This window comes from Kitasatospora sp. NPDC057965 (genome assembly GCF_042887135.1).
GTDB lineage: Bacteria > Actinomycetota > Actinomycetes > Streptomycetales > Streptomycetaceae > Kitasatospora.
In genome coordinates this window covers 111251-123280 of the sequence record NZ_JBHVPZ010000012.1, presented here as the reverse complement: position 1 = coordinate 123280, position 12030 = coordinate 111251, and the positions used below count along the sequence as shown (strand labels likewise).

General features: G+C 73.2%; 13 protein-coding genes and 1 pseudogene. 3 read left to right on the top strand and 11 right to left on the bottom strand.

Going from position 1 to position 12030, the window contains the following annotated elements; genetic code table 11:
- Positions 1 to 4: 4 nt before the first annotated feature.
- Positions 5 to 991 (bottom strand): deoxyribose-phosphate aldolase, encoded by a 987-nt coding sequence (deoC, locus tag ACFVVU_RS17730; protein ID WP_355358712.1) that lies wholly within the window; start codon positions 989 to 991, stop codon positions 5 to 7.
- A 130-nt stretch (positions 992 to 1121) separates the two neighbouring features.
- Here deoC and ACFVVU_RS17725 point away from each other — a divergent pair, with 130 nt between their 5' ends.
- The gene (locus ACFVVU_RS17725) at positions 1122 to 1808 is read left to right on the top strand and encodes a PH domain-containing protein (RefSeq protein ID WP_380686337.1); all 687 of its coding nucleotides are present in this window, start codon (positions 1122 to 1124) and stop codon (positions 1806 to 1808) included.
- 80 nt (positions 1809 to 1888) lie between these two features.
- On the opposite strand, the gene ACFVVU_RS17720 is transcribed toward ACFVVU_RS17725, so the two are convergent.
- From ACFVVU_RS17720 to ACFVVU_RS17700, 5 genes and pseudogenes are all read right to left on the bottom strand, one after another.
- The gene (locus tag ACFVVU_RS17720) at positions 1889 to 2386 is read right to left on the bottom strand and encodes a hypothetical protein (RefSeq protein ID WP_387790762.1); all 498 of its coding nucleotides are present in this window, start codon (positions 2384 to 2386) and stop codon (positions 1889 to 1891) included.
- Positions 2387 to 2578: 192 nt separating this feature from the next.
- Complete coding sequence (locus ACFVVU_RS17715) at positions 2579 to 3511, bottom strand: aminoglycoside phosphotransferase family protein (RefSeq protein WP_387790761.1); 933 nt, start codon at positions 3509 to 3511, stop codon at positions 2579 to 2581.
- Positions 3508 to 4314 carry an aminoglycoside phosphotransferase gene (locus ACFVVU_RS17710; protein WP_387790882.1) on the bottom strand — a complete coding sequence of 269 codons (807 nt, stop codon included), beginning with the start codon at positions 4312 to 4314 and terminating at the stop codon, positions 3508 to 3510. The genes ACFVVU_RS17715 and ACFVVU_RS17710 overlap by 4 nt, the downstream gene beginning before the upstream one ends.
- 68 nt (positions 4315 to 4382) lie before the next feature.
- The gene (locus ACFVVU_RS17705; RefSeq protein ID WP_255360172.1) at positions 4383 to 4517 is read right to left on the bottom strand and encodes a hypothetical protein; all 135 of its coding nucleotides are present in this window, start codon (positions 4515 to 4517) and stop codon (positions 4383 to 4385) included.
- 4 nt (positions 4518 to 4521) lie between these two features.
- A pseudogene (locus ACFVVU_RS17700) lies at positions 4522 to 4740 on the bottom strand (radical SAM protein); the annotation flags it as partial.
- 84 nt (positions 4741 to 4824) lie between these two features.
- On the opposite strand from ACFVVU_RS17700, the gene ACFVVU_RS17695 reads away from it, so the two are divergent.
- Complete coding sequence (locus tag ACFVVU_RS17695; protein ID WP_387790759.1) at positions 4825 to 5433, top strand: DUF5753 domain-containing protein; 609 nt, start codon at positions 4825 to 4827, stop codon at positions 5431 to 5433.
- A gap of 36 nt (positions 5434 to 5469) precedes the next feature.
- Positions 5470 to 5676, top strand: coding sequence for a DUF397 domain-containing protein (locus tag ACFVVU_RS17690; protein ID WP_355358730.1), 207 nt, complete (start codon positions 5470 to 5472; stop codon positions 5674 to 5676).
- A gap of 302 nt (positions 5677 to 5978) precedes the next feature.
- On the opposite strand, the gene ACFVVU_RS17685 is transcribed toward ACFVVU_RS17690, so the two are convergent.
- The 5 genes from ACFVVU_RS17685 to pgsB form a co-directional block, all read right to left on the bottom strand.
- A complete protein-coding gene (locus ACFVVU_RS17685; RefSeq protein ID WP_387790757.1) occupies positions 5979 to 7703 on the bottom strand; it encodes a phospho-sugar mutase in 1725 nt (574 codons plus the stop codon).
- Positions 7704 to 8036: 333 nt separating this feature from the next.
- Positions 8037 to 8858 carry a purine-nucleoside phosphorylase gene (locus tag ACFVVU_RS17680; protein ID WP_380681887.1) on the bottom strand — a complete coding sequence of 274 codons (822 nt, stop codon included), beginning with the start codon at positions 8856 to 8858 and terminating at the stop codon, positions 8037 to 8039.
- Between the two features lie 159 nt (positions 8859 to 9017).
- Positions 9018 to 10112: a C40 family peptidase gene (locus ACFVVU_RS17675; RefSeq protein WP_387790755.1), complete on the bottom strand. Its 1095-nt coding sequence runs from the start codon at positions 10110 to 10112 to the stop codon at positions 9018 to 9020.
- Positions 10113 to 10147: 35 nt separating this feature from the next.
- On the bottom strand, positions 10148 to 10630 hold the full coding sequence (locus tag ACFVVU_RS17670; protein WP_380681889.1) for a poly-gamma-glutamate biosynthesis protein PgsC/CapC: 483 nt from the start codon (positions 10628 to 10630) through the stop codon (positions 10148 to 10150).
- Positions 10627 to 12027: a poly-gamma-glutamate synthase PgsB gene (gene pgsB / locus ACFVVU_RS17665; protein ID WP_387790753.1), complete on the bottom strand. Its 1401-nt coding sequence runs from the start codon at positions 12025 to 12027 to the stop codon at positions 10627 to 10629. Before pgsB ends, ACFVVU_RS17670 begins: the two co-directional genes overlap by 4 nt.
- Positions 12028 to 12030 lie beyond the last annotated feature (3 nt).

Sequence of the window (12030 nt, the reverse complement as noted above, 5' to 3'; positions counted from 1 at the left end):
GTGATCAGTCCACCGTCACGTAGTCGGGGCCGGAGTACCGTCCGGTGGTCAGCTTCTGGCGCTGCATCAGCAGGTCGTTGAGCAGGCTGGAGGCGCCGAAGCGGAACCAGTGCGGGGTCAGCCAGTCGTCGCCGAGGGTCTCGTTGACCATCACCAGGTACTTCATGGCGTCCTTGGTGGTGCGGATCCCGCCGGCGGGCTTCACGCCGACCTGCACGCCGGTGGCCGCGCGGAAGTCGCGGACCGCCTCCAGCATCAGCAGGGTGACCGGCGGGGTCGCGTTGACGGCGACCTTGCCGGTGGAGGTCTTGATGAAGTCGGCGCCGGCCAGCATCGCCAGCCAGGAGACCCGGCGCACGTTGTCGTAGGTCTGCAGCTCGCCGGTCTCGAAGATCACCTTGAGGTGGGCGGCGCTGCCGTCGGGGCGGCGGCAGGCCTCCTTGACCGCGACGATCTCGTTGAAGACGTCCAGGTAGCGGCCGGAGAGGAAGGCCCCCCGGTCGATGACCATGTCGATCTCGTCGGCGCCCGCGGCGACCGCGTCGGCGGTGTCGGCGAGCTTGACCGGCAGCGCGACGCGTCCGGCCGGGAAGGCGGTGGCGACCGAGGCGACCTGGATGTCGGTGCCCCGCAGCGCCTCCTTCGCGGTGGCGACCATGTCCGGGTAGACGCAGATCGCGGCGACGCGGGGGGTGCCCGGGTCGGTCGGGTCGGGGTTCCTGCCCTTGGCGCACAGCGCGCGCACCTTGCCGACCGTGTCCGCGCCCTCCAGCGTGGTCAGGTCGATCATCGAGATGGCCAGGTCGATGGCGTACGCCTTGGCCGTGGTCTTGATCGAGCGGGTACCGAGAGTGGCGGCACGCGCCTCCAGGCCGACCTGGTCGACACCGGGCAGGCCGTGCAGGAAGCGGCGGAGCGAGGCCTCGGACGCAGCGACGTCCGCGAGACCGCTGCCCGCGACGCCTTGGGCGTTGGCTGCAAGAGTGGACATAGTCACCACACCAGCATATCTACGCGCGTAGTCAGCCGCTAGGCCCGGAGCGCATCGATGCCGGACCGAGACCTGCGGGTGTGATCGCCGCCCCTGTGGATACCCGGGGGGATGCGGCAGAATCGTCGACATGACCGATTCCGACGGCAGGCCCCACCAGGGCCCGGCCGGCTCCGATGGTGAGCCCGTGTACGCCGACCGCGTGTACCGCTCCGTTCCCGGCGTGATCTCAGGTGTGCTGCTGCTGGCCGTGGCGGGCTGGCTGATCGGGGACGCCGCCCTCAACGGCACCGGCAAGACGCCGTGGGTGTCGCTGGCCGCCGTCCCGGTCTTCGCCCTCCCCGTGATCGCGTACACGCTGCGCCCCGCCGTCCGCGCCAACGCGCGCCGGCTGGTGGTGCGCAACCCGCTGCGCACCATCACCGCCCCCTGGGCCTCGGTCGACGCGCTGCGCGCCGGGTACTCGGTGGAGCTGCTCGCCGACGGCCGGAAGTTCCAGGTGTGGGCGGTGCCGGTGTCGCTGCGCCAGCGCAAGCGCGCGGCCCGCGCCCAGGACCGGGCCGGCCGGCCGCAGCACGCCTCCCGGCTCGGCCTGATGTTCGGCCAGGGCGGCGCCCCGTCCGGCCCCGGCGTGCAGGGCTCGTCGGACCCCACCCGGGCCTGGTCCGACCAGGTGGTCGGCATCCTCCAGGAGATGGCCGAGCGCAACGCCTCCCACCCCGACGCCACCGGGCCGGTCGAGGTCCGCTGGTGCTGGTGGATCATCGCCCCGACCCTGGCCGGGCTGGCCGCGCTGATCACGGTGATCGCGGTCTGAGCCGCCCGGACACGACGGAACGCACGGAAGGGCCCGCCGGGAACGGCGGGCCCTTCCGTGTGCCGGGGCGGCGTCCGGAGTCAGCCGACGGCCCGGACGTAGACGTCGGCGGCGCCAGCGAACCCGGTGTCCAGGTCCAGGGCGAAGATTCGCCGCTCCGGCCCGCCCGGGGGCTCGGGCAGCAAGGCGCCCTGCGCTGGCTCCTCGCCGGGCAGGGCTGCCGCGAGGTCCGGCGGCAGCGGCGCCGGGGCACCGGGCGCCGGCAGGTCGTAGACGCGGACGAAGTCGTCGAGGTTGCTGTCCGGCCCGCCGCCGAGCCGGTAGTGCAGGTACGCCACCCGGGGCCCGCCGGGCGGACCGGCCAGCACGGCGGCCTCGGGCACGTAATACCGGCCCTTGCCGGGGTGCTGGCGGTGGTGGAGGCCTGCCAGCCGCTGGGCGCGGTCGGTGTCGCTCTCACGCAGGTCGGTCATCCGCGCCCCCTGCTCCACCGTCCACCCCGCCGCCGCGGCGAGCACCGCGCACAGCACCAGCAGGCCGCCGGCCGGCCGGCGGCCCTTGGGCCGGGCTCCGCTCATCCTGGTTCCCCCTTCACTGGCCGAATCCCATCACAGCGGGGGACCTTCCGCAGCGGGATCGATCGAGTGCCTCCCGGGCGGGCCGGGAGGCACTCGATCGCCGAGGCTGACCCGCCGGAACAACGGCCGGGTGGCTGCACTGCCTGGGACTGGTCCCTGGACCGAGGAGCCCGCGCAGGTGGCGGGTCGGCATCACACCTCGAGGAGATCTGCTGCCGCTGTCAGGTGATGGCGGACGACTTTGATGGATCCGGGGTCCTTGGCCGGGTCGTTGATCCATCGGTGTGCCTGCTCGAGGAACCACTCGACCGCCCAGACCCGGTGCCAGCCCAGCGCCCACGCCTCCGGGGGCAACCCACCGCGGTGGGTGAGCGCGGTGCGGGGCCCTCCCGCGGCGATGTAGCCGTCGATGAGTCCGCGCAGGCGGGCCGGGTCGGGGGACCGCCTGATACTGAGGCCCTGCCAGGACGCGAGGTCCAGCAGGCCCGGCCCGGTGAAGGAGCGGGCGAAGTCCAGCAGATGCCGGCCCCGGGGTCCGATGTGCAGGCTGGACGGGTGGAACTCGGAGTGCACCCAGCCGAAGGGAGCGGTCATCGCCCCGGCAGCCTTCCTCTCCGCGGCGTGCGCGAGGGCGTACAGGATGCCGCCGAGGTCTTCGGTCCCTTCCGTCCAGCGGTCGGCGGCCTGCAAGCGTCGCAGGTGGCCCAGGGATTTGCCGGGCAGGGCCACCAGGGCGCTCTCCTCCAGCACCGGCAGTGACGGCGGCGGGGCGGCCGCGTGCAGGAACGCGGCGGCTGTCGAGGCCTCGTCGTCGGTGGCCTCGTGCCACGGGTCGCCGAGGTCTTCGAGCACCATCGCCAGCAGGCCGCCGCGCTGGGCCGAGCCGAGCACGCGGGGCACCGGGACGCCGGCCCGTGCGGCTGCCTGCAGGGTCCGGCCCTCGCCGGTGAACGGCTCGCACGCGTACTTCAGGACGGCGGTGGTGCCGTCGGGGAAGACCAGCCGTTCGACCCCTGACATGGACCAGACCCGTAGGGGAAGCCGGGCCGGCGTCCCGCGGCCGGTGTCGGCGATCTCGCACAGGAGGCCGCTGATCAGGTCCGCGTCCATGGGTGGGACGGTCATCTCCCGGCCGGCGAGCGGTCGTGTCGGTGATCGCGCCAGGCAAGCGCGGAGAGAGCCATGGACCGTGTCCACGACGCGGCTGGCGCCTGGGTGTGGACCTCCTGCCAGTAGTGGGCGTTGGCCTCGGCGAAGGCGAGGAGGACCCGGGGGTCCGCGGCTTCGAACGCCGGCAACCGGGACGCCCACTGCTCGGCCTGTTCAGGGGTGTGCCCGGCGTCGATCAGACGCACGGCCCAGACGGCCGGGTCGGCCCAGGCCGGGCCGCGGGTCGGCCAGGCCCAGTCGATGAGGTGGGCGGTGCGGTCGACCAGGACGTTGTGCGGGGCCATGTCGGTGTGCAGAAGCGCGTCCCCGGCGAACAGCTCCGGGGTGTCGCTGTATCCCGCGAACCGCTGGGTGAAGCTCAGCAGCGGGATGTCCGGGCAGGGGGTGCGGGCGAGTTCCGTCAACGCGTCGACGACCAGGGGCAGGTCGGGGCTGCCGGGAGCGTAGTCGGCGAGGTGCCCCTCGATCGCTTCGAAGCCGAGCAGGTCCCAGCCCCCGGCCTGCAGGTGCCAGAGCAGCCGGGGGGACGACTTCGGCAGGTGCGGGTTGACGGCGGCTTCGCGCAGTTGCGTCTTGACCTGCCGGTGGTCGACCGGGATGCCTTTGATGAACACCTCACCCGAGGCGGTCAGGGCTTTCACGGCGACACCGGAGTTCGCCCCGGTGGACGCATCGGCGGCGGTCAGGAAGGGACCGGTGTGCTCCTGCACGGCCGCACGGGCAGCGGGCGGAAGATGGTGCCAGGCGAGGCGGGTCATCGACACTGATGAACTCCAGAAAGGCTGCGGGTGGTGCCCCGGCCAAGGCCGGGGCACCACCGGACGTGCTAGTACGGCTGGGATTCACTCGACGAGCAGGAGCACATGACGACCTCCAGGACATCGTCCAGGTCGCCGACGAACACGACCTCCTCGTCCTCAAGGGGCCGCTCGGTGAGCGTAAGCGCTACAGGTACCGGCATGGGTTCACCTCCCTCCGTGCTGGCAGTAGGTGTTGAGCGGGGCCTTCGCCTCCTGGTAGAGCTTGGCCAGCGGCCGGCAGGTGAAGCAGGTGCCGGACAGCGCGCAGCCGGAGCATCCACCGGTGCGAAGCTGGAGGGAGTCGGCGACGGCGCCCAGTTGGCGCAGGCCGTCGACGCCGTCGGTGATCAGGTCGAACTGGGGGTCGCGGCCGACCTTGCAGATCGGGCGCCGCCGGGAGGTCGGCGGCGGGTCCTCCTCGACGAATACGGCGTCACGGACCAAGGCCTGCGTCAGACCTTGGAGGAGATGACCCGCAACATCTCCGAGCGTGGGTGGTGGCACAGCTACGCCAGTTTCCTGACCCTCACGTTCCAGGACTTTCTCGGTCTTGAGGGCGACGCGGAGCTGATGCGTTCATGGGAAACCCTCGTGCCCGGTCGGCTGCAGACCGAGGAGTACACGAGGCTCCTGCTTGCGGCCGGTCAGGGCATTGTGCACTCGACGCGCGAGCACCTGGAGTCCCGAGTCGCCGTCCGGATGGAACGCCAGCGCAAGCTCAACCGCCCACACGAGATCGTCCTCAGCGAGGCGGCGGTGCTCGGCCGCATCGGTGACGCGGGAGCGATGAAGCGCCAGATCGTTCACCTTCGCGAGCAGAGCGACCGTGACGACATCAACCTCCGCATCCTGCCGCTCAGCTGCGGACCCCACCTCGGACTCGACGGCGCGTTCACGATCTTCACGTTTCCGGACGGCGGACAGCTCGTCGGTCTCGAAGCCCTCCTCAACAGCTTCTACCTGGAGGACGAGGACTCGCTGCGGACCTACAACGCGGCCTTCGACCAGATCCGTGATCTTGCGCTGGACGAGAAGCAGTCCAAGGCATTCCTTGAACGCGCCGCCCACACGGCTTAGGTCCCGAACGCACCACCTAGGAAGGTAAGGACAACCGTGCCACGCTCCGCTCCGGTCGACTGGACCAGCAGCTCCTACACCGGCAACAGCGGCCAGTGCGTCCAGTGGCGCACTCCACCGGGCCTGCCTGCAGGCGAGGCGGTGGAGGTCCGCGATTCCAAGGACCCTGGCGGCCCCACGCTCACCGTGCCGACCGCGTCGTGGGCCGCCTTCGTGGAGTTGGCGAAGATCTTCGAGGTCTGAGGTTCCTGTCCTGCAGGAACGATGTCCTTCTCGCCCGGATGCCACGAGGTTGCATCGCACCAGCCCCTTGCAGTGCTCGGCCCCGCCGACCGGTCGGTCGGCGGGGCCGAGGCGTAGCAGGACCCAAGTGGGGGCGAGTCTCCTTGCCGTGTCGATGTTCTGGTCGGCCTGATCGGCTGCTTGTCGATCAGGCCGACCACCGATCGTCTTCCTGGTCCTGCCGATTCGCCGCTCCAGCACTCCGAGAGGGGGAGCGGCGAATCGGAGTGTGTCGTACGGGTGCTACGGGCGGACCGGGGCCGTCAGACGGTGATGCCGGCGGCCGCGGCCAGGTCGTGCTTGATCGTCGCGAGCAGTTCGGCGGCGCGGGTGCGGGCGCCCGCGAGGTCGGCGGCGGAGGCGACCGGGAGGACGACCTCCAGGTAGCACTTGAGCTTGGGCTCGGTGCCGGAGGGGCGGACCACGATCCGCGCCGAGCGGACGGCCTCGCCGGCCAGGTGGTAGCGCAGGCCGTCGGTGGGCGGCAGCTCGGCCGAGCCGGCGGCGAGGTCGTCGGCGCGGGTCACGGTGAGGCCGGCCAGCGCGGTGGGCGGCTGCTCGCGCAGGGTGCGCATGGCGTCGGCGATCAGGGAGAGGTCCTCGACCCGGACCGACAGCTGGTCGGTGGCGTGCAGGCCGTGCTCCAGCGCCAGGTCGTCGAGCAGGTCGCTCAGGGTGCGGCCGGACTGCTTGAGGGTGGCGGCGAGCTCGGCGACCAGCAGGGCGGCGGTGACGCCGTCCTTGTCGCGCACGCCCTGCGGGTCGACGCAGTAGCCGAGCGCCTCCTCGTAGCCGTAGCGCAGGCCCTCGGCGCGGGAGATCCACTTGAAGCCGGTGAGGGTCTCCGCGTAGCCGAGCCCGGCGGCCTCGGCGATCCGGCCGAGCAGGGTGGAGGAGACGATGGTGGTGGCGAAGGTGCCGGCGGCCTTCTTGGCGACCAGCGCGGCGCCGAGCAGCGCGCCGACCTCGTCGCCGCGCAGCATCCGCCAGCCGTTCGCGCCCTGCCCGCCGCCGGCGGCGTCGCCGTTGGCGGGGACGGCCACCGCGCAGCGGTCGGCGTCCGGGTCGTTGGCGATGACGATGTCCGGCCCGGCCGCGGCGGCGGTGCGGAAGGCGAGGTCCATCGCGCCCGGCTCCTCCGGGTTGGGGAAGGCGACGGTCGGGAAGTCCGGGTCCGGCTCGGCCTGCTCGGCGACCACGGTGGGCGCCGGGAAGCCGGCCCGGTCCATGGCGGCGAGGAAGGTGTCGCGGCCGACGCCGTGCATCGGGGTGTAGACGACGGCGAGGTCGCGGGCGCTGTGCGGGTCGACGATGGACGCGGCGCGGTCCAGGTAGGCCTCGACCACCGACTCGTCCACGGTCTCCCAGCCGCTCCCGGCGAGCGGGACCTCGGTGAGCGAGCCGATCGCGTCGATCCCGGCGGCGATGCCCGCGTCGGCCGGCGGCACGATCTGCGAGCCGTCGCCCAGGTAGACCTTGTAGCCGTTGTCCTGCGGCGGGTTGTGGCTGGCGGTGACGGTCACCCCGGCAGCCGCGCCGAGGTGGCGGACGGCGAAGGCGAGCACCGGGGTGGGCAGCGGGCGCGGGAACAGCGCGGCGCGCAGGCCGGCGCCGACGACCACGGCGGCGGTGTCGCGGGCGAAGTCGTAGGACTTGTGGCGGGCGTCGTAGCCGATCACCACGAGGTCGCCGAGCCCCTGCTGCTTGACGTAGGAGACCAGGCCGGCGGCGGCCCGGATCACCACGGCGCGGTTCATCCGCATCGGTCCGGCGCCGAGCTCGCCGCGCAGGCCGGCGGTGCCGAACTGGAGGCGGCCGGCGAAGCGCTCGGCCAGCTCGGCCCAGGCCAGCTTGGCCGTCGAATCGGCTTCGGGGCCCTCGGCGTCGGCGAGCAGCGCGGCGAGTTCCTCGCGGGTCTGCGGGTCCGGGTCCTCGGCGAGCCAGGTGCGGGCCCGGGCGAGGAGGTCGGTGGTGGTTGCCTGCGTCATGGCTGCAGCTCCATCGGGAAGTGCGTCGGTGGTCGGCCGGGGAGGGTGCCCCGGCCCGGGGCCGGTGGGACGGGCTCGGGGGAGACGGACGTGCGGAGACGGGCGCGGAGGGACGGGTCGGCGGGGGCGGCGGTGGTCGGGCGCGGTGCCCGGCCGGGACGGGACGAACCGTACGGCGCGGCGGCGGCCCGGGCGGGCCTCCGCCCGGACGGGGCGTGTCGGGCCGGGGTGTGTCCGGCCGGCGGACGCGGACGGGGCCCGCGGGCGGGCGTGATCACCCGATCACACCCGCCCCGGGCCCCGTCGCTCATGCCGTCCGTACGCGTTCCGGCGTCAGATCCGCTCCAGGACCTTGGCCAGCAGCGCGCCCATCCGCTCGGCGGAGGCCTTGCCGGCCTCCAGCACCTCGGCGTGGTTGAGCGGCTCGCCGGTCATGCCGGCGGCCAGGTTGGTGACCAGGGAGATGCCCAGCACCTCGGCGCCGGCCTCGCGGGCGGCGATGGCCTCCAGGGTGGTGGACATGCCGACCAGCTCGCCGCCGATCACCCGGGCCATGTTGACCTCGGCCGGGGTCTCGTAGTGCGGGCCGCGGAACTGGACGTAGACCGCCTCGTCGAGGCTCGGGTCGACCTCGCGGCACAGCTCGCGCAGCCGCTTGGAGTAGAGGTCGGTGAGGTCGACGAAGTTGGCGCCGACGATCGGGGAGTCGGCGGTCAGGTTGATGTGGTCGCTGATCAGGACCGGCTGGCCGGGCACCCAGGTGGGGCGCAGGCCGCCGCAGCCGTTGGTCAGCACGATGATCCCGCAGCCGGCCGCGGCGGCGGTGCGCACGCCGTGGACGACGGTGGCGACGCCGTGGCCCTCGTAGTAGTGGTTGCGGCCGAGGAAGATCAGGGCGCGCTTCTCGCCGATCTTCACCGAGCGGATCGTGCCGGCGTGGCCGGCCACGGCGGGGGCGGGGAAGCCCGGGAGTTCGGTGACCGGGAACTCCGCCACGGTCTCGCCGAGGGCGTCGGCGGCCGGCACCCAGCCGGAGCCCATCACCAGGGCGACGTCGTGGCGCTCGGCACCGGTCAGCTCGCGCAGGCGCGCGGCGGCGGCCTGGGCGGCGGCGTAGGGGTCGGCGGAGACGACCGACTGAGGAGATGCGTTCACGTGTCCGAGGATAGACGGGAAACGGCTACGCGCGTAGAAGTTCCTGGTGCGACGTGCCGGATCGTTACCCGGATGGCCCGAACGCACAGCTCGGGGCGCGGGCCGGGCGCGGCGCCCCGGTCCGGGCCGTGGCGGCCGGGGCGGCGGCGCGGCGCCCGGTCACAGCCGCTTCGCGCTGCGCAGGCCCTTGGCGTACATCCCGTTGTCGTCCAGCCGGGCGGTGCCGCCCTTGTCGCCGAAGGTCGGGCCGTCCGCCTCCTCGCGGCTGGAGACGTAGCGGGGGTGGCCGTCGGTGTCCAGGCCCAGGTAGATGCCGGTGTGGTCGAGCCGGGCGCCGGTGCGGGCGTCGATCTCGAAGAACACCAGGTCGCCCGGGAGCAGCGGATCGGTCGAGGCCGGCCGCACAGTGGTGTCCGAGCCGGGTGCGGTGGTCAGCGGCAGCACCGGCACCCCCGGGCCCAGCCGGGCCAGGCCGTCGGCGGTGCGGGGCAGGCCGGGGCCGGACGCGTCCTTGGACAGCAGCGGGTAGCCGGACCGGTAGCCGTACACCATGCGGACGAAGCCGGAGCAGTCGAAGGCGCCGTAGCGGCTCCGGTCCGGGCGCTTGGTGACCTTGTCGGCGAAGGTGTACGGGACGCCGAGGTAGTCGAAGAAGTCGGTCTGCTCCAGGCGCAGGTCGTTGCCGGCCGAGCCGTCCGGGTTGAGCGGGCCGAACGAGGCGTCGCCCCGGAAGCGGACGCCCTTGCCGTCCTTGCCCTCCGGTGCGCCCGCCAGGTACTGGGTGGCGACGGCGAGCACGTCGTCCTCGGTGGAGCCGAGGTACTGGCCGAACCAGCCGCGGAACCAGGCCTCCTCCTGGGCCCCGGCCCGCCACGGCTGCGGCATCAGCCGCACCCAGCTGTCGCCGGTCAGCACGGCGGCCGTGGTGCCCGGTTCGGCGAAGGTGCGGCTGGGGCCGGTCAGTACGGCGGTGCGGGCGCCGTCCGTCAGGGTGGCGAGGACGCCGCCGCGCGCGTCGCGCACCACCGTCCGGTCGGGGCCGGTGAGCCGCTCGTAGCGCGGGCCGGTGGCCGCGGCGGCGGTGCCCGGGGCGGGCGAGGAGGGCGCGGCGGGCGCGGTGAGCAGCGGTGCGGTGCCGCCGACCGGGGCGGGCCCGCGCTCGCGCTCGCGCAGCTGGACGGTGAGGTAGCCGCCGGCGGCCAGCAGGGTGACGGCGAGGCCGCCGCTGAGCAGGGACTTCGGGGTGACGGGCATGGCGGTTCGGGTTCCTGGGGTTCGGGCGCCGGGGATCAGGTGCCGGGCAGGGCGCCGAGCAGCACGCCGGCGGTGAGCACCACGTAGGTGGCGAGGGTGACGGTCGTGGTCGCCATCAGGGTGGCCGCCCGGGGCTGGCGGACCAGCTGGTAGGCGATCAGGCCGGGGACGATGAAGCCCAGCGTCTGGTTGGCGTACAGGGTGGGCAGCTCGTGCTGGAGGACCAGCATCACGGTGGCCTGGAGCAGGACGCCGATCAGCACCACGGCGGCGAACAGCCGCTTGCCGTAGAGGATCACCAGCTTCTGGACCGCCCGGGTGGCCAGGTAGGTGAGCACGGTGACGCCGGCCACGACGGCGACCCGCTGGAGGTCCTCGACCAGGGTCAGGGCCAGCCAGCCCGGGGTGATCATGCCGCCGGGGGAGAGGTTGGTGGTCAGGTAGCAGACCAGCGAGAAGACCAGCCCGAGCGCGATGCCGAGGGCGGCGATCTCGGGGGTGAGCTCGGTGGGGATCACGGCCGGTCTCCGTAGCGGGGGTGAGGGGGGCGGTCGTACGGGTGGTGGGGGTCGGCCGGCTCGTACCAGGAGTCGGGCAGCGGTTCGGGGACGTACACCGGCTCGTACGCGGGCTGGTGGACGGGCTCGTACGCCGCCGGCTCGTACGCCGCCGGTTCGTACACCGGTTCGTACGCGGGTTGGTGGGCGGCTTCCCGGCCCCCGGCCTCCGGTTCGTCGTCCGGGGCGAGCCGGGCCAGCTCCTCCAGGAGCAGCTCGCCCTGACCGTGGATGTTGCCGATCGCCACCAGCGAGGAGTCGGGGCCGAGCGCGTCCAGCAGCTCGGCGGTCAGCCGCGCAGGGTCGCGCCGGTCGCCGCCGAGGTCGACCACCCGCCCGGACCAGTCGGCCGGGATCGCGTCCCGGGCGCTCCTGGTGGGGTGGCCGATCAGGAAGACCGTGTCCGGATCGAGGTCCGGCACGATCTGGCCCATCTGGCCGTTGCGTTCGACCCGGTCGGGGCGGCAGTTGACCACCACGTGCAGTGGGCGGTGGATCGCGCCCAGGCTCTCCAGCTGGCGGACGTTCATCAGCGTGGACTCGGGGTCGTTGGCGGCGAAGACGTTGGCGAAGCGCAGTCGCCTGCCGTCCGCCGTCCGGTACCGCTCGACGGAGAGCACGCCCGGGTCCGGCGGCGCCGCCCACATGCCGCGCAGCGCCGTCCGCCGGTCCACGCCGAGGAGTTCGGCGACGGCCAGCGCGATGGCCACGTTCTCCTTGAAGGTGAACCAGCTGAAGCCGCGCAGTTCCTCGTCGCTGACCGACTCCGGGTCGACCACGATCAGCTCGCAGTCCCGCTTGGCGGCCTCCTCGCGCAGGATGTGCGCGCGCTCCCGCTCGGCGGTGACGCAGACGCCCCCGACCGGCATCGAGCGCGACAGCGAGCGGGCGACGTCGTCCAGGGTGGGGCCCATCTCGGCGAGGTGGTCCTCACGGACGTTGCACAGCACGCCGATGGTGGAGCGGATCAGCTTGGTCTGGTTGACCTCCTGGAGCGCCGGCATGACGGCCATGCACTCGATCACCAGCGCGTGCGGCCGGTAGGTGGCGGCGCGGCGGACGATGCCGATCTGCTCGACCACGTTGGCGATGCCGAACTTGCGGTGGACCGGCTCCTCGGTGGCGTCCGGGTGGATGAACCGGGCCGCGGTGCCGGTGGTCTTGGCGACGGTGACCAGGCCGCCGCCGCGCAGCGCGCCCGCGCACAGCCGGGTGATCGAGCTCTTGCCGCGGATGCCGTTGACCAGCACCCGGGTGGGGATCTGGTCCAGGGCGGCGAAGTGCCGGCGCTGTTCGACGATGCCGGCCACCAGCAGGACGGCGCAGCACACCAGCAGCACGAGGTAGAGGAAGAGCACGGG